Origin of the sequence: Sphaerochaeta sp. UBA5836 (genome assembly GCF_002432845.1) — a bacterium.
In the GTDB taxonomy this organism is placed as follows: Bacteria; Spirochaetota; Spirochaetia; order Sphaerochaetales; family Sphaerochaetaceae; genus Sphaerochaeta.
In genome coordinates, this window is the sequence record NZ_DJGW01000057.1 from 35637 (window position 1) to 56365 (window position 20729).

Genomic DNA, 20729 nt, shown 5'->3' on the forward strand with positions numbered 1-20729 from the left:
AGGTTGCTCCCAGGGATGAGTCCAAGGAAGCCAATGCTTTCCAAGGTCTCTATCGCCAGTTGATCAACAACATGGTCGAGGGCGTCTCCAAAGGATTCTCCCGCACCCTGCTGATCAATGGTGTCGGTTATCGTGCCGACCTGAAAGGGAATCTGCTGACGCTGAACCTCGGCTTCTCCGAATTGTTTGAAGTTGTAATTCCCCAGGGAATCACTGCTACTGTTGAGAACCCCAACAAGGTTGTCTTCAGCGGCATTGACAAGCAGCTTGTCGGACAGACTTGTGCCGAGATTCGCTCCCTCCGCGGACCTGAGCCGTATAAGGGCAAGGGTATTCGGTACGATAACGAGGTCATCCGTCGCAAGGCTGGTAAGACCGCTTCGGCAAAGAAATAGTGGGTAGGTAAGAAAGATGAATAGAGTAATCGACAAGAGGAAGAAGCTTGCTCGTCGCAAGCATCATATTCGCAAGAACATCTCCGGTACTGCCAGCAAGCCAAGGATGAGCGTATTCCGCAGCAACTCCCACATGTATGTTCAGGTCATCGACGATGTGGCCGGGTGCACCCTTGTGTCCGCCAGCTCCATGGAAGGTGAATTGAAGGGCTTGAAGAACAATGTTGCCGATGCAGCCAAGCTTGGAGAGGCCGTCGGGAAGAAAATGCTCGAGAAGAATATCGATACCTGTGTGTTCGATCGTAACGGCTATCTGTTCCACGGCATTGTCAAGAGCATCGCTGACGGCGCACGTAAAGCCGGCGTCAAGTTCTAGGGGGAAACTGTGGAAAGATCCAGAGAAAGAGATAACAATAAGAACGACGGGTATGTCGAGAAGCTGATCAAGCTCAACCGTGTTGCCAAGGTTGTCAAGGGTGGTAGAAGGTTCTCCTTCTCGGCCCTGGTGGTCGTAGGCGACCAGAACGGGAAGGTTGGATACGGATTTGGCAAGGCCAACGACGTAACCGAAGCTATTCGCAAGGCCGTCGATCGTGCAAAGGTCAATATGATTGTCGTTCCGGTGAAGAAGTCTTCAATTCCTCACGAGATCGTCGGCAATTACAAGAGTGCCAGTGTGCTTCTCAAGCCCGCAGTACCCGGAACCGGTGTTATCGCCGGCGGTGCTGTGCGCGCCATTTGCGATGCATGCGGTATCAATGATATCCTGAGCAAGAGCCTTGGCTCCAAGAACTCCATCAATACGGTAAAGGCTGCATTCGATGCACTGGAGCACCTGTTTGATGCAAAGGTTGTTGCGAAGAATCGGGGCAAGTCCCTGAGCGAGATGTGGGGGTAAGATGATGGCTGAAGCAAAGAAGATCAAGGTCACCCTGGTCAAAGGCCTCGCCGGCTGCCTGCCTAATCAGCGCAGGACTGTCAAGGCTCTGGGACTCGGCAAGATTTCCAGCTCGGTTGTACATGACGCCACCCCTGCAAACCTTGGGATGGTCCGTGTAGTAGCTCACCTTGTGAAAGTCGAGGAGATGTAAGATGGGACAGATCAAAGCACCCAAGGGTGCCAATATGAAAAAGACTATCGTTGGTCGTGGCGCTTCCTCGAAGGGCCGCTCCAGCGGTAGGGGGCACGATGGACAGAATTCCCGTTCCGGCGGTGGTGTCCGTCTTGGCTTCGAGGGCGGTCAGATGCCTCTGTACCGCCGTGTCGCTCGCAGGGGTTTCTCGAACAGCGTATTCAAGCAGGAGTATGAGGTCGTATCCCTCGATGTGATTTCCGCCAACTTTGAAGATGGAGATGTAGTTACCCTCGACGCCCTTAAGGACGCTGGGTTGGTCAAGGGTTTCAATGCACAGGCAAAAATCCTGAGCAATGGGGAACTGACCAAGAAGGTAGTCATTGACGGACTGAAGGTTTCCGCAAGCGCAATCGAAAAGATTAAGGCTGCGGGCGGCGAAATCAGATAACAAAGAAGGGCTTTATGGCAAACTCCTTAGTTGAGATGTATAGAATCAAGGATCTTCGGAAGAAGATATTCATTACCCTGGGCCTGCTGATCGTCAGCAGGATCGGGGCCGTGATTCCAATTCCGGGAATTGATCCGGAGGTTCTGAAACTGTTTTTTCTTTCACAGAGCTCAAGTTCCAATATCGGTCTGACTGAGTATTTGAACTTCTTCTCCGGCGGAGCATTTTCCAACTTCTCTCTCTTTATGCTTGGTGTCATGCCGTATATCAGCACGCAGATTATTGTGCAGTTGCTGATGTTGGTCATCCCATCCTTGAAGAAGCTGGCTCAGGATCCTTCAGGCCACAAGAAAATTCAGCAGTACACCAGATATGGTACGATTGTTGTTTGTCTGATTCAGTCGTATGTAGTAACCATCTACGCCAATTCCATTCCCGGCGTGATGACTATGGGCGTCCTTCCGTTCACGTTGGTGGCAATGCTGACTGTGACCACCGGATCGATGCTCTTGATTTGGATCGGTAACAAGATCACCCAGTGGGGTATCGGAAACGGTATCAGCTTGTTGATCTTCGCCGGTATCGTCGCAAGATTCCCCGAGGCCATGTCGGTCTTGTTCAGAAGCATCTCCGCGGGTGTGCTGAATCCGATCGTTGTCTTGGTGGTTTTTGTGATGTTCTTGGTGGTTGTCGCTCTCGTCGTGTACGAGGAGCAGGGCGTCCGCAAGATTCCCGTGAACTACGCAAAGCGTGTGGTAGGCCGGAAGATGTACGGTGCACAAAGTACGTACATCCCCATCAAGGTCAACCCCTCGGGCGTTATTCCGGTAATTTTCGCAAGCGCATTGCTCTCTTTCCCGTTGCAGATCGCTACTACCTTGGGCCCGGAAGTAAGGTGGCTTGCCGCCTTTGCCAATTGGCTGAATCCGCAGGGTGCCCCTTATCTGATTATCTACGCCCTGTTGATCATAGCGTTTGCTTTCTTCTATACGCAGGTGTCTATGAACCCGGTAGAGATGGCCAAGCAGATTCGCGAGAATGGTGGCTCGGTTCCCGGTGTACGGTCCGAGAAATTGGAAGAGTACCTGACAAGGGTTCTCAACCGCATCGTTCTTCCCGGCTCCATTTTCTTGGCTTTCATCGCCTTGATTCCCACGCTGGTACAGAAGTTCTTCAACTTCCCCTCGACGGTGGCCATGCTCTTCGGTGGAACGTCATTGCTGATTCTTGTCGGCGTTGACCTGGATACCATGCGCCAGATTGAGGGTGTCATGAAAATGCACCACTACGATGGGTTCAATGTGGGTGGCAGGAAGTCAAAACATATTTAGGCTAGGAGCTAGAACATGAAAGTAAGAGCAAGTGTCAAACCGATTTGTGACAAGTGCAAAGTAGTCAGACGGAATGGGGTGGTCCGCATTATTTGTGACAATCCCAAGCACAAGCAGAGACAGAGATAACAGGGTTCGGCGCAAGCCTTCCTACTCTATAAGAGAAATTCAGGAGGCCATGAATGGCGAGAATTGCAGGTGTAGATTTGCCGAACAAGGCAGTGAAAATCGCCTTGACCTATATCTACGGGATCGGTAGGTTTTCGGCGGTTGAAATTTGTAAGAAAACAAATATTAATCCCGATACCAACATCAACACCCTTTCCAGCGAGGATCTTGCAGTACTTCGTAAGGTAATCGAGGAAGAGTACAAGGTTGAGGGACGTCTGAGAACAGAGGTCGCTCTGAATATCAAACGCCTTATGGACATTGGCTGCTACCGTGGCCTTCGTCATCGTAAGGGTCTTCCGGTACATGGACAGAGGACTAAGACCAATGCCCGTACTCGCAAGGGTAAGAAGAAGACCGTTGCGGCTAAGAAGAAATAAGGAGCAGGTACCATATGGCTACAGCAAAGCGTAAAGTCAAGAAGACGGTATATGAAGGGAACGTCTATATTCAGGCGACCTTCAACAATACCATTGTTACCGTAACCGACCTCAACGGGAATGCGGTATCTTGGGCAAGTGCCGGCGGACTTGGGTTCCGCGGTGCCAAGAAGTCCACCCCCTATGCAGCACAGACCACTGCCGAGAAGGCAGCAAAGGCTGCTATGGACAGCGGACTGCAGGAAGTGAACGTATTTGTGAAGGGACCAGGCGTTGGCCGTGAGAGCGCCATCAGAACGTTGGGTGTGCTTGGACTGAAGGTCCGATCCATCCGTGACGTCACCCCCATCCCCCACAATGGATGCAGACCTCGCAAGAGTAGAAGAGTCTGATGAGGAGATAGCAGATACATGGCAAGATATACTGGACCTAAGTGCAGATATTGCAGGGCTGAGAGGACCAAGTTGTTCCTCAAGGGAGAGCGTTGCCACAGCGGCAAGTGCCCGATGAACGATGTAAAGTCCACCGGCCTTCCGGGCAAGGATCCCCGCGCACGTTCCAAGAAGCCGACCGATTACGGCTTGCAGCTGCGCGAAAAGCAGAAATTGAAGAGAACCTATTGCATGCTCGAGAAACAGTTCAAGCTGACATTCGACGAAGCAGCAAGAATTCCCGGTAAGACTGGTGAGAATTTGATCATGCTTCTGGAGCAGAGGCTCGACAATGTGGTGTTCCGCCTCCACTTTGCAGCCAGCCGCAATCAGGCGGCTCAGTTCGTCAACCATGGTCACATTTTTGTGAATGGAAAGCGTGTAAGCATTCCTTCCTACCGCCTGCGCCCCGGTGACGTAGTCAGCGTTGGTGCCAAGGGTCAGAAGATGCTTATGATTAAAGAAAACCTCAAGGAATACACCAAGTCCGGTGTCTGCCAGTGGCTGAGCCTGGACGTGGATGCAATGAAGGGTACCTTCATAGCTGTTCCGAGGAGAAGTGAAGTCACCGAGCTCGAGAAGATCAACGAACAGTTGGTTGTCGAGTTGTATTCCAGATAAGGAGTAACCATGGCACGCAAAAACCTTCTGAAGGGCTTCAAGAAGCCCAAGGGGATAACCTTCGAACACAGCGCAGTTGAGCCGAACTATGGAAAATTCATTGCCTATCCGTTTGAGAGAGGTTTTGGAACCACGATCGGAAACACGCTCAGGAGGGTGCTCCTCTCATCTATCCAGGGGTATGCCGTCACTGCCGTCAAGTTCACCAGCTTCAATGAGGATGGTGTTCCCCACCTGATTTCCAGCGAGTATGAGCAGCTTCCAGGGGTCCGCGAGGATATCGCCGACATCATTGCTGCACTGAAGAAACTTCAGATCAGGATGCCCGAGGATTCGGAGGGAACCAACCTCCTCATCGAGTGCAAGGGGCCCGGCATTGTAACCGGCGCAAACTTCGAGCGTGACCAGGTTGAGATCACCAACAAGGATTTGGTTCTTTTCACGATGATGGATGATGCCAACATCGAGATGGAGGTCCAGATTGACCTTGGTAGGGGCTATGTCCCGTCTGAAATCAACGAGAAGTATGTGGAAGAGATCGGGACCATTCCCATCGACGCCACATTCTCACCGGTTACCCGCGTCAAGTATTCGATTGAACCCACCCGTGTCGGCTATCGCAGCGATTACGACAAGCTTACACTGGAAATCTACACCGATGGTACGATTGCACCGCAGAATGCTCTTGCTGAAGCTGCGAAGATTGCGAAGGAGTACTTCCAGATCTTCATCAACTTCGACGAGACTCTGATCAGCAACAATGATGAGGTTAACGAAGAGGAAGAGAGGGTCCGCAAGATTCTCACTACCTCGGTTGAGGAGCTCGAACTCACCGTTCGCTCCAGCAACTGCCTCAAGAATGCCAACATCCGTACAATCGGCGATCTCACCAAGAAGACTGAGGAAGAGATTGCAAAGACGAGGAACTTCGGCAAGAAGAGCCTCCAGGAGATCAAGGAAAAGCTGAAAGAATGGAATCTCAGTCTCGGGATGACGGACTACAGTATTCTGAAGACAGCAATCAAAGTACCTGGGAACAAGGAAGAAGAGAATGAAGCATAGGATTGGATTCAATGCGCTTAGTAGGAACTCTGCTCACCGCAAGGCCCTCAAGCGCAACATGGTGACCTCCCTGTTCAGATATGAACGGATTGAGACCACCAAGGCAAAGGCTCTGGAAGTTCGCAGAATGGCAGAGAAGATGATTACCCGCGCCAAGATTGACAGTGTTGCAAATCGCCGTCTGATCGCCCGGGACATCACCGACGAAGCTGTTGCTGTAAAGCTTTTTACAGAGATCGCTCCCTTGTTTGTCGAGCGGAAGGGCGGGTATACCCGCATCCTGAAGACCGGCAACCGCCTCGGTGACGCTGCCGAGATGGTAATCCTCGAGCTGGTTGAGAAGACCGCAAAGCCCGAGAAGAAGGCCGAGAAGAAAGCTGAAAAGGCTGCCAAGAAGGCCGATAAACCAGCCAAGAAGGCTGAGAAGAGCGACAAAGAGGAAAACTAAGCCTCCGAAGTGCCTCTTCAATGAATCAGGAACCCGTTTGGGTGAAGCCGCTGTTGTTGTGACGGCGGTTTTTTATTTGTTCCGTAAGGCTGTACAATTCTCCGTAATTAACTGAATAATCTGTACTTACAGACATGATAGTGGTACTTTCGAGCCTTGACAATTCGGACAAGCGTACGTATCATAGTACCATTACAATAGGGGGTAGTATATGGAACGTATACTTATCATCCTCCTTAGTTGTCTTATTGGTATCATCTTAGGTTGGTTGAGCCGTTGGCTGTATGCGAAATTTAAGCTTACCTCGGTCGAACAGAGAGCGATCAGGCTGAACGAGGAAGCGATAAAGGAAGCGGAAGCGAAGAGCAAAGAGCTCTTGCTTGAGACTCGGGATCAGTTGTTGAAAGAACAACAACAGCAGGAACGAGAGGCTAGGGAAAGACGGAGTGAACTGCAGCGCGTCGAGAGACGAATTCTTCAGAAGGAAGAGAATCTTGAGCATAAGCAGGCTGAATTAGATGCTATCAAAAAGCAATTAGGAGACCGGGAAGCTGGACTTTCCCGGAAAGAACAAGAGGTTGCCGAAAAAGAAGGCAGCCTGATTATTGAACTTGAACGCATTGCTGGATTGTCCGCTGATGAGGCAAAGAACATCATCATGGAGACAATGTACAACGATGCGAGGAGAGATGCGCAGCTCATGATCAATAAGATTGAGCAGGAAGCGCAGCTTTCCGCTGACAAAAAGGCTCGTGATATCGTTGTGACCTCAATCCAGAGACTTGCCACGGAGGTCGTCAGTGATGTGACGGTCAGCTCGGTGAGTCTGCCCAGCGACGAAATGAAAGGCAGGATCATTGGTCGGGAAGGAAGAAACATCCGTACCCTTGAGACCCTTACCGGGGTGGATGTCATCATCGATGATACTCCTGAGGCTGTGGTCATTTCATGCTTCGACCCGGTTCGCAAAGAGATTGCAAGGGTTTCCCTTGAGCGCTTGGTCCAGGATGGGCGCATTCATCCGGCACGCATTGAGGAAGTGGTCAACAAGGTTACCAAGGAAATTGGAAGAATCATCGCCGATGAGGGTGAGAAGGTCATTTTCGATCTTGGCATCCACAACGTTGGTCCGGAAACCATCCGGGCTTTGGGGAGGTTGCACTTCAGGACCAGCTATGGTCAGAATGTGCTCAGCCATTCCAAGGAAGTCGCCATTCTTTCCGGCATGATCGCCAGTGAGATTGGTGCCAACAGTGAGCTTGCGATGCGCTCGGGCTTGTTGCATGATATCGGAAAGGGTATCGAGACCGAGAGTGATGCGAACCACGCTGAACTTGGTGCTGATATGGCAAAGCGCCTTGGTGAGGATCCAAGGGTTGTCAATGCAATCCTTGCCCATCACAACGATGCGGAACCTCAAACCATCGAGGCTGTCATTGTACAGATTGCCGATGCGATCAGTGCCGCACGCCCCGGCGCCCGTCGTGAAACGTTGGATAATTACATCAAGCGTCTCGAGTCTCTTGAGCAGATCGCCGAGAGCTTCACCGGAGTCGATAAGGCCTATGCCATCCAGGCCGGGCGAGAACTGAGGATTCTGGTGAACAACGATCAGGTCACCGATGATGGTGCCAAGGAGATTGCCAAGGGCATCGCCGGGCGCATCGAGGCTGAATTGAGATACCCGGGACGCATCAAGGTGACCATCATCCGAGAGATGAGGGTCGTCGAGTACGCTAGGTAGGTTGTTCGTGGCTGATGCAAAAACATGTGTCGCCCTGCTGCTTGGGGATGTCTGCGGACAGCCCGGAAGCAGGGCTCTTTTTATCGGATTGCACACCCTGGTGAAGGATTACCGTGCTGATGTGGTCGTAGTCAACGGTGAAAATGCCGCCAATGGCTTCGGCCTTTCGGCAGCGCTGATGGACCAGTTTTTTTCTCTGGGAATCAATGTAATAACCAGCGGGAACCATATCTGGCAGCAGGATGATCTCAGGGGTCTGCTCGACAGTGAGAAGCGCCTGCTCAGGCCTGCGAATTATCCCCCTCAGGCTCCTGGTCATGGTTCGGTGGTGGTGGATATCAAGAACTACAAGGTTGCTGTTCTGAATCTCCAGGGACGTCAGTCGATGCCCAGCATCGACTGTCCGTTCAGGGTGGGTGTCGACCAGGTACAGCGCCTGAAAAAGCAGACCCCCATCATTCTTGTTGATTTTCATGCAGAAAATTCCGAGGAGAAAGAAGCGATTGCCTTCCATTTGGACGGCAAGGTATCGGCAGTTGTGGGTACCCACACCCATGTTCAGACCGCCGATGAGAAAATTCTCCCTGGGAAAACCGCCTACATCACTGACTTGGGCCTCTGCGGTCCGTCTGCAAGTGTCATCGGTTCAGATCCCTCCGTCTCGATTGCCAAGCAGCTGACACAGATGCCTCTGCGTACCGAAGTTGCAAATACAGCACCTGTGTTGCAGGGGGTTTGCATCACCATCGATGCGGCAAGCGGTCAGGCAATCTCGATCGAGCGCTTCTCAAGGTTGTACGATATTTGATGAAAGTTCGGAAGGTTGCACTGCTGAAGGCCCTCGGCCGGCAGTTTGACGAGTATACCAAGGACCAGCTCACAGCCTTCATTGTCTGCCGCAATGTGCTGGTCGATGGTGTGCTCGCAACCGATCCTCGTCTTCTTGTCAATCCCGAATCCTCTTTCTCCTTCACCTTCGATGCCTATGTCTCCCGCGGCGGCTATAAGCTTGAGCATGCACTAGATCGGTTCGCTCTGGATGTGCAGGATCTAGTCATGCTCGATGCGGGCGCTTCCACCGGAGGGTTTACCGACTGCCTGCTCAAGCGCGGAGCCAGGCTGGTCCATAGCGTCGATGTCGGGTACAACCAACTCGACTGGCGCTTGCGTACCAACGACCAGGTCATTGTGCATGAGAAACAGAACATCATGACCCTCGAGTCTTTGGATCCGGCATGCGATGCCGCCGTCTGCGATCTTTCGTTTCGATCCATTGCCGGGGCGGCAAGCCACATTCTTTCCTTGTGTAAAGATGGTTGGTTGGTGAGCTTGATCAAGCCCCAGTTCGAGGTTCCCAAGGGGATGACCAACTTCAACGGAGTGGTGCAGGACCGTACCATCCTGATACAGGTCATGCGAAAGGTGTATGACCTGCTTGCCGAGGATGGGGTTGGGATGCATCAATTGGCGATGAGCCCGATCACCGGGCATAAAGGGAATAGTGAATTTCTTGCCTTGTTGAAAATGGAGCCCGGCTTGAGCAAGGACCAGATGACTGAACAGGTGGAGAATCTGGTCAGCTAAGCGGTTTTCCTTCAACAAGGATTACTACATCCTTTACGCGGGGGAAGGCGAGACCGGTGCGTCGTATCTGCTGGCGTGCTGCTTCAAGATCGGGCGAGAGCAAATACTCCTTGGAGACGTCCACATACAAGATGCTTGAGGAGAGGGTGACCCCTCTGAGGGTTGTGTCTGGATGCAGGTAGCTGACCGCTCCAGTCTTGAGAACCTCAAGCGATGGTCCGGCGAGCAATGCTTCAAACGTATCGTGATAGACACTTCCCCCCAGTCGTGGCTGTTGGACCGAAAACGTTTGGTATGTCAGGGGATACTGGACGAAAACCACCTCTACCTTGCGCAGGTTGGTTTGGGTTTGCTGATCTGCCGTACTGTTTTTCAACACCTCAAGTACACCGCTTTCCTCAATGGAGGTGCGCACACGCGGATATCCGAGAGCTGTGACTGCAACGGTGAAGAGCAGCCAGATGAGAAACAGCACTACAGGGCGGTGATTTTTTGGTTTTTCATCGAGGATTGGATCTTCCATCGTAACCATTCTAGCGAATCGACGGTTGTGTTTCCAGCTTTACATCAGTAGATAAAGTCCGTATAGTACATTACATATGAGGATATTCAAGGGCATAGCAGCCTCCGAAGGGTTGGCGAAGGGAAAGGCGTTGGTTCACCACCACGCTTCTTTGGCTGCAGAGAAGCAGCATATCCTGGCCGATGGGGTGCCTGGTGAATTGGCAAAGTTCCGCAGCGCCCTGCAGACTGCGAAACAAACACTGCAAGAGCATGACGCAAGCAATATTTCCAGAGAGTCGAAGGACATTCTGGAAACGCATCTGCTTATGCTCGAGGATCCCGAATATATTCAGCAGATTGAAGCCTATATCACCACCAATCTGGTGTGCGCCCAATGGGCCATCGATTCAGTTACCTCGAGCATGGTGGCGCTTCTTGAGCAGACGGATGACGACCTGCTTCGTGAGCGTGCTGTGGATTTCAAGGATGTATCGTTGTACTTGATCGATGCGATCAAGGGCAAGGGCCAGCGACGGATGGAACACCTGAGCGAGGATGTGATTCTTGTTGCCGACATCCTGATGCCCAGCGAGCTTTTTGCGATGGACAAGACGCACATCCTGGGCATCTGCCTCGATGGCGGAGGCAGGGCCAGCCATGTGGCAATCCTGGTTCGGGCTTTCAACATCCCCACCGTGCTTGCTGCCGGCGGGGCGTCGAAGACAGTCAACGACGGGGACGAAATCATCGTCGACGGCACCTATGGCGAGGCCTTCATCCGGCCAGACCATACGGTTTCACAGATGCTCGATGAGCGGTATGCTCTCTGGCAGCAGCACGAACTTGAGCTGCACCAGATGGCCGGCCTGTCCACCACCACGACCGACGGGCATGAGATCCTTTTGAAGACCAATATCCAGACTTCCAACGAGGTGGAAGCCGCCAAGGCCTGCGGTGCTTCAGGAATCGGGTTGTTTCGCTCCGAGTTCCTGTATATGGAATCCTTGGAGACTCCCTCGGAAGAGCGGCAGTTCCAGGTCTATAAACAGATCATCGAGGCTATGGCGCCCAAGCCGGTAACCATCCGTACCATCGATATCGGAGGGGATAAGGTGGTCAGCGGTTTGGGTATCGATGAGAAGAACCCCATCCTCGGTTGGAGGGCTGTCAGGTTCTGTCTCTCTCGCAAGGATATCTTTACCGTTCAACTCAGGGCGTTGCTCCGCGCCAGTGTCTACGGAAAATTGCAGATCATGTTCCCCATGATCAGCGGGGTGGAGGAGTTGAACGCTGTTTTACACCTCCTCGAGCATGTCAAGGGGGAGTGTCGAAGTGAACACATTCCCTTTGATCCCGATATCAAGGTGGGGACGATGATCGAGGTGCCTTCTGCAGCCTTGTGTGCAGATATTCTGGCCAAGAAGGTGGACTTCTTCTCTATTGGAACCAATGACCTGATCCAATACACCATCGCCGTCGATCGGGGAAATGAGAAGATCGCCTACCTGTATCAGCCATTCCACCCCGGGGTGCTCAGGTCGATCAGGATGATTATCGAAATGGCCCACCAAAACAACATACCGGTAAGCCTCTGCGGGGAGATGGCTTCCGATCCGTTCTGTTCCGTGCTGTTGGCAGGGATGGGACTGGATGAATTGAGTATGGGGTCCCAAAGCCTGCTTCAGGTTCGTAAAATTCTTCGTTCCGTCTCCTACGAGGAGGCAAAGAAACTTGCCGAACATGTGCTGAGCATGGACTCCTATCTAACCATTACCACCTATATAAGGGAGTGGATGCATGACCGATTCGATCATTTCACCACCATTTGAAACCGTTGATACCCAGGTAAAGATTCCTGTGGTATCCATCATAGGACGGCCCAATGTGGGCAAGTCCACCCTCTTTAATCGCCTCATTGGAAAACGCCGAGCCATTACCGACCCCACGCCCGGGGTTACCCGCGATCCGATTCCCGAGCGTTGGCTGTTGGGGAACCACCCGGTCACCCTCATCGATTCCGGCGGAGTAAAAGTCGACCGGGACAGCATGGATGATTTGGTAGCACAAAAGAGCCTGAGCCTGCTCTCCATCAGCGATGCCATAATTTTTATGATGGACTGCACCGAAATAACCGCCGAGGATCGGGAGCTCTTGGAGTACCTGCGCCCCTACACCGACAAGATCGTCTTGGTGGTCAACAAGATAGACGACCCCAAACGGGAAGACCTGCTATGGGAATACTACGAGTATGGGTATCAGCGGATTTTGGGTGTTTCAGCCGCCCATGGTCTGGGTATCGAGGAGTTGGAGGAAACCCTGCTGGGCATGCTCGATTTGGTAAGCCTCGAAGAGGCCCCCGAGGAAGCCGAACGGGTGAAGATTGCGATTCTCGGTAAACCCAATACCGGCAAATCCACGTTGACCAACCTGTTGGTCGGCAAGGATATTTCAATCGTCAGTGACATTGCCGGTACCACCCGTGATGTGGTGATGGGAGCCTTCAACTACAAGGGAACCGACTTTACCGTACTCGATACCGCAGGCATCCGGCGCAAGAGCAAGGTTGAGGAGGATGTCGAGTATTACTCGGTCAACCGTGCCATCAAGACGATTGATGAAGCCGATGTTGTTTTGTTGATGATCGACAGCGTCGAAGGACTTTCCGATCAGGACAAGAAGATTGCCAATCTTATAGTACGCCGTGGAAAGGGAATCATTCTGGTATTGAACAAGATCGATCTGCTTGCAGGAATCGGCAATGAGTTGGAGGCGATCAAGGACCGAGTCAGATTCCTGTTCCCGATTCTCAATTTTGCACCGATTACTTCCATCAGCGCCTTGAAAGGCCAGGATATCGGGAAGCTGCTCGACATGGTCTGGATGGTGTGGAAGCAGCTGAACAAGCGCGTTGACACCGCCCGCCTCAATGAGGCGATCAAGGTCTGGAGCGAGGCTTATCAACCACCACGCGGCGGCAGCGGCCACTATAAGGTGTATTATGGAACCCAAATCAGCGCCAATCCGGTGAAATTCCTGTTTTTTGTTAACCGTGTAAAGGAATTCCCGCAGATTTACATCCAATATCTAAAGAACAACATCAGAAAGGACCTTGGTTTTACCCTCATCCCCGTCGAGATTGATCTTCGTGAGCGGAGGCGAAATCCCTCACTGCATGAACGTGGGCCTAAGGCTCCAGCCAATCCTGCACCCCAGAAAGAGGTGAAGCGGAACACTGGAGGCAAGGCGGTAGCAAAACCGAAGGCTACCAAACCCGGCAACAAGGCTGCAGTAGACAAGGCCCGTAAGCGCAACGAGAAGCAGAGCGGCCGGAGGCGGGATTAAGAATGGGGTTCTTGGTAGACCAAGGCATCAGGGTACTGTGCCTCGATATTGATGGAACCATCTATCCCAAGCGGATGCTCAACAGCAGAATGCTTCGCTCCACATTCCCTTCGCTTCGGTTGGCCATGGCCTTCAACTGGGCCCGTAAAGAGTATCGCCGGCTCCAGGATCAGGAGCCGGGCCTGAGGCCGAATCGTGAAGGCTTGTTGGACTTTCAGGCTCGTTTGGTTGCCGGTCGGCTCGGCCGTCCTCTGGATGCGCACAGTCTGCAAAAAACTCGTGCATCCATCGAGCGGCAGTTTTATCAGGCTTGGGAACGTTCATTTCGTTCGATCAAGGCATATGATGGGATGCGCTCTGCACTCATTGAGGCGAAACGGCATGGTCTTGCCATTGCGGTTTTCAGTGATTTCCCTCTCGCCGGCAAACTGGAGACTTTGGGGATTGCTGACCTCGTGGACCATGCATACAGCTCTGAAGAAAGCGGTTATCTGAAACCGAGCAGCCGGGCATTCTCGTTTTTGCTTGAACGTTTGGCACTGCCTCCGACTCAGGTTCTTTTCATGGGAGACAGCTACTCCAAGGATTGTCAAGGTGCCAAGAAGGCAGGTATGTACTCCTGCCTGATTACCTCGAAGCACAAACCAGTCTACCCTGATGCCGATCTTGTAGTCTGCTCTTGGAAGGAGTTCGCTTCTCTGGTACTCTGAATGCATGGAGGTGCGGTATGGGACTTGAACTCTTGCTTCCTGTCATCCTGTTTCTAATCACGTTGGTTATTATCTACTTATTGCGGGTGGAGGATAAGCGTGACCGACGTCTGGATTTGATGAAGCAGAAGGTGAGTCTTTTCTCCCGGGAAGTGGAATCGGCCCGATCGCAGTTCAAGGATACCGCACAACAGGTGGAAGAGCGGGTCAATCATAAGATTGAAGCCTCCCAGCAGATGCTGATGAGGCTTGACAACCAACTTACCGAGCTCGAGGTTCGCAGTGACGATCTTGCCAAGCTTCAGGGTGTACTCAACACATATCGCGACTCCCTGACCAAGCTTGGCTCAACCACAGCACAGGTTGAGGCGCGAATCGAGCAGGTCAAGGAAGAAGTGCCACGCATTGAAGCTGTACAGGCGATCATTGACGGATTCGATGCAAGACTCGAGGCATTCAGGAATTCGTTGCAAGCCATCATAGAGGATGGCACAGATGCAATTTCCAATCAGCAGCTTCGAGTCAAGCAGTTGTTGGACAGCTCGTATGCAAAGCTCCAGGAGTATGAGAGTGAAGTACAAGAGGTGGAGCGAGCCAACCAAGCGAGAGTCGCATCCCATTCAGAGATGCTCAAGAGCCATGAGGCTGCTTCCCTGGCTGTCCTTTCCGGCCAACTTGCAAAAATCCGCCAGCTCGGAGATGAGAGTGATCAAATCATTGCTTCCAACGGACATGCATTGGAGCAGGCCCGCGAGCAGGCTTTTCAAGACCTGAACGAGCAGAAGAAACAGTATGAACAGCTTAAGACTGAAATCGAGGAAACCCTCGTTCAGCAGAAGCAGATAGTGCAACAATTGTTGGTAGAGGTTAATGCCCAAACACTACAGTCCTTGAAGGATTTCTCACAACAATGCAATGGTGAGATGGATGCCCTGTTAACCCATGCCATTACCAAGATGGACCAAGCTTTCCATACCATGGTACATACTATCACGAGTTTTATCCAGGAGTTGCAGGAACGCGTACTGCAGGCCCAACAGATGAGTGAGAAGCTCAAGGAGCAGGAACACGTAAATCTGGAAACGTATGCCGCCCAGATTCAGCAACTGGTACAGCGAAATGACGACGTGCAGGAGAGACTGCGACGGGATGGCCGTAAGCAGGAAGAGCTTGCTCAAGTAATCGCGCGTCTCAAGGATGAGGCGACAACCCTGCATGCAGATCTCATCCGTTTGAATGGTGAGAAAGAGAATCTCATTGCATCGAATACCCAGGAAAACAACACCGCTGCGGCTCTTGCAGCGTCACTTGCTTCTCTTGCCCTGCAATTGACCCAAAAACAGGATGAGCTGCAAACGATCACAGAAACAATCCAGCAACAAGAGGCGCAGGCCCAAGCCCATCTTTCCAAACCTGAGATGGAGGAACCTGTTGAGATGGAGGAACCCTCTGAAGAAGAGGGCTCGGCCAAGGAAGAAAAAGCATGGGTTGAGTATATTCCTGAGGGTGAAGAAGAAGAGATCACTCTGGATGAGGAAGAGGACAAAAATACTTGACGCTTCCTCTTGTGTGTGAGTATGTTATCATCATGCCCGAGGTCGGGCTACTCTCTATGATATGAATGGTTATGATTCTGAGCCCGGCACATGGGAAGTTTCTGTATGCCGGGTTTACAAATAGACATGTGCCAATACCCTGTTTTGGCGTATGGGAAATCGAGGGATGGAATGGAAAAGAAAAATAAGAAAAGCAAGTCTGATGCACAAGATGAAGTGAAAACTGCAACCGCTCAGGCTGTTGAAACCCAGCAGGAGGCTCCTGCTTCTTCGGAAGCAGCAGGACAGGAAAGTAATGTCCCGTCTGAACTTGAACAGAAGGAGTTGGAAATCGTGCAATTGAAAGAACAGCTTGCAGCATCTCAAAGTGAGGTTGCCTCCTTGAAGGAGCAAATGCTTCGCGACCGTGCAGATCTTGAGAATTATAGAAAACGTCTCATCCGTGACAAGGAAGAATCCATCAAGTTTGCCAACGAGAGCCTGATCCGCGACCTTTTGCAGCCGCTTGACGATTTCAACCGTGCGTTGGAAGCTGCTGAGTCCGCCAAGGATTATACCAAGGTGCATGACGGGGTGGTGATGGTAAACTCCCAGCTGTACTCTACATTGGAGAAGAACTGGGGTCTTCGGCGAATTGAAGCAGTCGGGAAGGAGTTCAATCCCGAAGAGCATGAAGCCTATATGGTGGTTGCCGACGATTCCTTGGAAACCGAAACGGTACTGGAAGAGTATGCCGTTGGTTACAAACTTCATGGCAGAGTACTTCGGCCTTCAAAGGTAAAAGTAGGTAAGCCAAACGTTTGACGTTTAGCTACGGTATGAGTACCTTAGGTGCAGGGAGAAAATTCCCTGAACCATGAATTTGATAGTTACATAGGAGAGGAGAAATATAAAATGGGAAGAATTATAGGAATTGACTTGGGTACCACCAATAGCTGCGTTGCAGTTATGGAAGGTAATGATCCTGTGGTCATTGCAAACAGCGAAGGCCAGAGGACGACTCCCAGTATTGTTGCATTTACCTCCAAGGGCGATCGCTTGGTAGGTCAGCCTGCAAAGAACCAGATGGTTACAAACGCCGAGAATACTGTATGGTCGATCAAGCGCTTCATGGGTCGCAAGTATCATGAAGTTCCCTCTGAACTTGGAAAGATTCCGTACAAAGTGGTCGCCAAGAATGGTGATGAGATAAAGATCGACATCCGTGGAGAGTTATACTCACCTCAGGAGATTTCTGCTGCAATCCTGCAGAAGATGAAGAAGACCGCAGAAGACTATCTTGGTGAGCCTGTCACCGAAGCCGTCATCACGGTCCCTGCATACTTCAACGATGCTCAGAGGCAGGCAACCAAGGATGCAGGCAAGATCGCCGGCCTTGACGTCAAGCGCATCGTAAACGAACCGACCGCAGCAGCCCTTGCATATGGCCTTGGGAAGGATGCTTCACGGGAAGAGAAGATTGCAGTGTACGACCTTGGTGGCGGTACCTTCGACATCTCCATTCTCGAGCTGGGCGATGGTGTTTTTGAAGTTAAGTCCACCAATGGCGATACTCACCTCGGTGGTGACGACTTTGACCAGAGGATCATCGAATGGATGATCAGCGAGTTCAAGAAGTCCAACGCAATCGATCTCAGCAATGACAAGATGGCCTTGCAGAGACTGCGTGAAGCAGCTGAGAAGGCGAAGATCGAGCTCTCCAACTCGACCAGCACCGACATCAACCTGCCCTTCATCACCGCTGACAGCACTGGTCCGAAGCATCTGCAGATGTCTCTTTCCCGTGCAAAGTTCGAGCAGCTGACCGCTGACCTGATCGAGCGCACCAAGCTCCCGGTCAAGAATGCACTCCGTGATGCCGGTCTGACTGCAGCCGATGTTGATGAGGTCATCCTCGTTGGTGGTTCCACCAGAATCCCCGCTGTCCAGGCGATGGTCCGCGAGCTGTTCGGCAAGGAGCCCCACAAGGGCGTGAACCCCGATGAAGTTGTAGCCATGGGCGCTGCAATCCAGGGTGGAATCCTTGGTGGAAACGTCAAGGACGTTCTGTTGCTTGATGTTACGCCGCTCTCCTTGGGTATTGAGACCCTCGGTGGTGTCTGCACCCGCTTGATCGAGCGCAACACGACCATTCCAACCCGCAAGAGCCAGATTTTCTCGACTGCTGCTGATGGACAGACTGCTGTGAGCATCCATGTTCTGCAGGGTGAGCGTGAAATGGCTTCCCAGAACAGGACCCTCGGCAAGTTCGATTTGATCGGTATTCCTGCCGCCCCCCGTGGCGTTCCCCAGATTGAAGTCACCTTCGATATTGACGCCAACGGCATTGTCCACGTTTCTGCAAAGGATCTTGGCACCGGCAAGGAGCAGAAGATTCGCATTGAAGCCTCCAGCGGCCTCAGTGACGCCGAAATTGAAAAGATGGTCAAGGAAGCAGAAGCTCACGCTGAAGAGGATAAGAGGGAACGTGCACGTATCGATGCCCGCAACGAGGCTGACAGCTTGATTTACTCCACGGAGAAGTCCTTGAAGGAGTACGGGGATAAGATCAGCGGCGATGATAAGGCAAAGATTGAAAGTTCCATCGCCGACCTGAAGAGAGTGATGGAGAATCAAGGGGCGAGTGCCGAGGAAATCAAGGCGAAGAATGAGGCCTTGCAACAGGCAGCATACAAGCTTGCCGAAGAAGTGTACAAGCACACTGCCTCTCAGGGTGCCAATGCTTCTGCAACCCAGGAAGAACCTTCCGAAGCAGCTTCCCAGCCGAAGCACAAGAAGGACGGAGTTGAGGATGCAGACTTTGAAGTCGTAGACTAAGGAGTCGGTAACAGGGTACTATAGCATAACGGCTTACCATCATGTCGGCTTCGGCCGACATGATGTTTCTGAGGCCAATCTGTTCTAAGGAAGTCGCATCGTGGCGAAACGTGATTACTATGAAGTGCTTGGGGTCGGAAAGACTGCAACACTTGAAGAGATTAAGAAGGCATATCGAAAACTGGCTATTGCCAACCATCCCGACAAGAATCCGGGTGACAAGGCTGCTGAGGAACGCTTCAAGGAAGCAACCGAAGCATACGATGTCCTCGCCGATGAGAAGAAGCGCAAAATGTATGATCAATACGGCTTTGCGGGCATTGATGGTGCGAATGGCGGTCCTCGCGACTACTCCAATGTGTATCGTGATTTCAGCGATATCTTTGGTGGTGGCTTCGGTGGCGGTGGATTTGAGGATATTTTCAGCTCCTTCTTTGGAGGAGGCGGACGGACGCAGGGCCGTGGTGGACAACGAGGTCCCGAATCCGGGTCTTCCTTGCGCTATGATGTCGATATTGATTTCAAGGATGCTGTATTCGGAACCAAGGTCGAGGTAACCTACTCGCATCAGGTGGCCTGTGAAGAGTGCCATGGATCAGGCTCTCAAGGCCGCAGCGGGACAAAGGCTTGTCCGACCTGCAACGGCAGCGGCCAGGTACGGCGCAACAGCGGCTTCTTCGCCATCGCCAGCACATGTCCCACTTGCAATGGCAGCGGTCAGGTAATCGACAACCCCTGTTCCTCCTGTCATGGCACCGGCTTGAAGCGCAAGCAGCAGAAAGTCAAGGTGACCATTCCTGCCGGAGTTGATACAGGAAGCCGGGTTGTCCTGCGCGGCATGGGTGATGCAGGGCCCAACGGTGGCCCCGCCGGTGATTTGTATGTATACATAAACGTGAAGCCCCACAAGTATTTTGTAAGGCAGGACTATGATTTGTACTGCAAGATACCCATCTCATTCACGCAGGCCTCCCTGGGTGCCGAGATACAGGTTCCTACCATTGATGGACAGTCGATCAAGGTGAATATTCCTCCGGGTATACAGCATGGGAAAATGCTCAGGGTGAGGGAGAGGGGAGTAACAAAGCTCAATTCGACCGACCGGGGCGATATGTACATCAAGCTCATGGTCCAAGTCCCCAAGCGTTTGGGAATGAAGGCAAAGAAGCTGATGCAGGAACTCTCGGATGCATTGGGTGAAGAGACTTCGCCGAATCCAGTTCCATTTGATGAAGAATAACATGGCCAGGGCTACCGGATTCGGTAGCCCTGTTGCACGCAGTACGAGGAGCACCATATGGGTGAGAAAATTATTGGCTTCCACGCCATTGAAGAAGGACTAAAACGAGCAGCCGCAGGGTCTGTTCTCTATCTTGTACGTGGTATGGGGAGCAACACCCAGACGCTGGAGCGCCAGGCACAGCTAAGCGGCAAGGTAATCGTCAAGAAGATTGCGAAGGTCGAGATGGATCGCATGGTCGATCATGCCGACCATCGGGGAGCGGTTCTGGATCTCGTCATCCCTGTGAAAGGGTCCGGGGCCAGGATTCCTGCCATATCGGTAAAGGAGTTCTGCGCGAGTCTGAAGGAAGACGATTCAGCTTTGGTCTTGGTGCTTGATGAGATCACCGACCCCCAGAACCTTGGTGCAATTCTCCGCTCCGCCGACCAGTTCTCAGTCTCTTTGGTGATCATCCCGGAGAGACGCAGCGCCCAGGCCAATACCACTGTCGTGAAGGTCTCCTCGGGTGCCGCCCATTATGTTCCGCTGGCGACGGTCACCAACATGAATCGGGAGATCGAGTATCTCAAGGGCCAGGGGTTCTGGGTCTATGGCGCCGCCATGAATGGGCAGGCAGTGTACAAGACTGTTTTCCCCAAACGGACTGTCCTGGTAATGGGCAACGAGGGCAAGGGAATCGGGCAGTTGACACAGAAGCTTTGCGATCATCTGGTTACAATCCCAATGACCGGACATATCGATTCCTTGAACGTTTCGGTGGCAACCGGCATCCTTCTTTATGAAGTGAGAAGGCAGCAAGCAACCAAGTAAAGTATACGAATTGTGTTGAATGTATAGGGGCGTGGAGGCATTCCATGCCCTTATTCTAT

24 protein-coding genes are annotated in these 20729 nt (G+C 52.1%); 23 read left to right on the forward strand and 1 reads right to left on the reverse strand.

From position 1 onward, the window contains the following. From rplF to B3F49_RS04590, 15 genes are all read left to right on the forward strand, one after another. Positions 1 to 395: 50S ribosomal protein L6 (gene rplF, locus B3F49_RS04520; protein ID WP_293909254.1), on the forward strand; the 395-nt coding region annotated here is incomplete at its 5' end. A 16-nt stretch (positions 396 to 411) separates the two neighbouring features. Continuing rightward, a complete protein-coding gene (gene rplR / locus B3F49_RS04525) occupies positions 412 to 771 on the forward strand; it encodes a 50S ribosomal protein L18 (RefSeq protein WP_293896043.1) in 360 nt (119 codons plus the stop codon). 9 nt (positions 772 to 780) lie between these two features. Further along, positions 781 to 1293, forward strand: coding sequence for a 30S ribosomal protein S5 (gene rpsE, locus B3F49_RS04530; protein ID WP_293896046.1), 513 nt, complete (start codon positions 781 to 783; stop codon positions 1291 to 1293). Positions 1294 to 1297: 4 nt separating this feature from the next. Next, the gene (gene rpmD / locus B3F49_RS04535; protein ID WP_293896049.1) at positions 1298 to 1486 is read left to right on the forward strand and encodes a 50S ribosomal protein L30; all 189 of its coding nucleotides are present in this window, start codon (positions 1298 to 1300) and stop codon (positions 1484 to 1486) included. Between the two features lies 1 nt (position 1487). Further along, positions 1488 to 1919 carry a 50S ribosomal protein L15 gene (rplO, locus tag B3F49_RS04540; protein WP_293909256.1) on the forward strand — a complete coding sequence of 144 codons (432 nt, stop codon included), beginning with the start codon at positions 1488 to 1490 and terminating at the stop codon, positions 1917 to 1919. A gap of 14 nt (positions 1920 to 1933) precedes the next feature. Continuing rightward, positions 1934 to 3250 (forward strand): preprotein translocase subunit SecY, encoded by a 1317-nt coding sequence (secY, locus tag B3F49_RS04545; protein WP_293896055.1) that lies wholly within the window; start codon positions 1934 to 1936, stop codon positions 3248 to 3250. Between the two features lie 15 nt (positions 3251 to 3265). Further along, entirely contained in the window at positions 3266 to 3379 is a 114-nt protein-coding gene (gene rpmJ / locus B3F49_RS04550) for a 50S ribosomal protein L36 (RefSeq protein WP_013608481.1), read from the forward strand. A gap of 53 nt (positions 3380 to 3432) precedes the next feature. Beyond that, on the forward strand, positions 3433 to 3798 hold the full coding sequence (gene rpsM / locus B3F49_RS04555) for a 30S ribosomal protein S13 (RefSeq protein ID WP_293896059.1): 366 nt from the start codon (positions 3433 to 3435) through the stop codon (positions 3796 to 3798). Positions 3799 to 3812: 14 nt separating this feature from the next. Further along, a complete protein-coding gene (gene rpsK / locus B3F49_RS04560; RefSeq protein WP_013608479.1) occupies positions 3813 to 4190 on the forward strand; it encodes a 30S ribosomal protein S11 in 378 nt (125 codons plus the stop codon). A gap of 18 nt (positions 4191 to 4208) precedes the next feature. Continuing rightward, positions 4209 to 4850, forward strand: a complete 642-nt coding sequence (gene rpsD / locus B3F49_RS04565; protein WP_293896062.1) for a 30S ribosomal protein S4 — start codon at positions 4209 to 4211, stop codon at positions 4848 to 4850. A 9-nt stretch (positions 4851 to 4859) separates the two neighbouring features. After that, positions 4860 to 5912 (forward strand): DNA-directed RNA polymerase subunit alpha, encoded by a 1053-nt coding sequence (locus tag B3F49_RS04570; protein WP_293896065.1) that lies wholly within the window; start codon positions 4860 to 4862, stop codon positions 5910 to 5912. Beyond that, on the forward strand, positions 5902 to 6360 hold the full coding sequence (gene rplQ, locus B3F49_RS04575; protein ID WP_293896068.1) for a 50S ribosomal protein L17: 459 nt from the start codon (positions 5902 to 5904) through the stop codon (positions 6358 to 6360). Before B3F49_RS04570 ends, rplQ begins: the two co-directional genes overlap by 11 nt. Positions 6361 to 6571: 211 nt before the next feature. Further along, positions 6572 to 8104, forward strand: a complete 1533-nt coding sequence (gene rny / locus B3F49_RS04580) for a ribonuclease Y (protein ID WP_293896071.1) — start codon at positions 6572 to 6574, stop codon at positions 8102 to 8104. A gap of 7 nt (positions 8105 to 8111) precedes the next feature. Beyond that, complete coding sequence (locus B3F49_RS04585; protein WP_293909258.1) at positions 8112 to 8912, forward strand: TIGR00282 family metallophosphoesterase; 801 nt, start codon at positions 8112 to 8114, stop codon at positions 8910 to 8912. Beyond that, a complete protein-coding gene (locus B3F49_RS04590; RefSeq protein WP_293909260.1) occupies positions 8912 to 9688 on the forward strand; it encodes a TlyA family RNA methyltransferase in 777 nt (258 codons plus the stop codon). Before B3F49_RS04585 ends, B3F49_RS04590 begins: the two co-directional genes overlap by 1 nt. Here B3F49_RS04590 and B3F49_RS04595 read toward each other — a convergent pair. Continuing rightward, positions 9681 to 10211, reverse strand: coding sequence for a GerMN domain-containing protein (locus B3F49_RS04595; protein ID WP_293909262.1), 531 nt, complete (start codon positions 10209 to 10211; stop codon positions 9681 to 9683). The genes B3F49_RS04590 and B3F49_RS04595 overlap by 8 nt on opposite strands. Before the next feature lie 76 nt (positions 10212 to 10287). On the opposite strand from B3F49_RS04595, the gene ptsP reads away from it, so the two are divergent. From ptsP to rlmB, 8 genes are all read left to right on the forward strand, one after another. Next, entirely contained in the window at positions 10288 to 12021 is a 1734-nt protein-coding gene (gene ptsP / locus B3F49_RS04600) for a phosphoenolpyruvate--protein phosphotransferase (RefSeq protein ID WP_293909264.1), read from the forward strand. Beyond that, positions 11990 to 13534 (forward strand): ribosome biogenesis GTPase Der, encoded by a 1545-nt coding sequence (gene der / locus B3F49_RS04605; protein WP_293909266.1) that lies wholly within the window; start codon positions 11990 to 11992, stop codon positions 13532 to 13534. The genes ptsP and der overlap by 32 nt, the downstream gene beginning before the upstream one ends. A gap of 2 nt (positions 13535 to 13536) precedes the next feature. After that, positions 13537 to 14244 carry an HAD family hydrolase gene (locus B3F49_RS04610; RefSeq protein WP_293909268.1) on the forward strand — a complete coding sequence of 236 codons (708 nt, stop codon included), beginning with the start codon at positions 13537 to 13539 and terminating at the stop codon, positions 14242 to 14244. A 17-nt stretch (positions 14245 to 14261) separates the two neighbouring features. Then, complete coding sequence (locus B3F49_RS04615; RefSeq protein WP_293909270.1) at positions 14262 to 15800, forward strand: SpiroCoCo family coiled-coil protein; 1539 nt, start codon at positions 14262 to 14264, stop codon at positions 15798 to 15800. A gap of 171 nt (positions 15801 to 15971) precedes the next feature. Next, positions 15972 to 16604 carry a nucleotide exchange factor GrpE gene (locus tag B3F49_RS04620; protein ID WP_293909272.1) on the forward strand — a complete coding sequence of 211 codons (633 nt, stop codon included), beginning with the start codon at positions 15972 to 15974 and terminating at the stop codon, positions 16602 to 16604. A 90-nt stretch (positions 16605 to 16694) separates the two neighbouring features. Beyond that, a complete protein-coding gene (gene dnaK / locus B3F49_RS04625) occupies positions 16695 to 18617 on the forward strand; it encodes a molecular chaperone DnaK (protein WP_293909275.1) in 1923 nt (640 codons plus the stop codon). Positions 18618 to 18717: 100 nt separating this feature from the next. Beyond that, positions 18718 to 19857, forward strand: coding sequence for a molecular chaperone DnaJ (dnaJ, locus tag B3F49_RS04630; protein WP_293909277.1), 1140 nt, complete (start codon positions 18718 to 18720; stop codon positions 19855 to 19857). A 57-nt stretch (positions 19858 to 19914) separates the two neighbouring features. Continuing rightward, positions 19915 to 20670, forward strand: coding sequence for a 23S rRNA (guanosine(2251)-2'-O)-methyltransferase RlmB (gene rlmB / locus B3F49_RS04635; protein WP_293896098.1), 756 nt, complete (start codon positions 19915 to 19917; stop codon positions 20668 to 20670). The last annotated feature ends 59 nt before the right edge of the window (positions 20671 to 20729 follow it).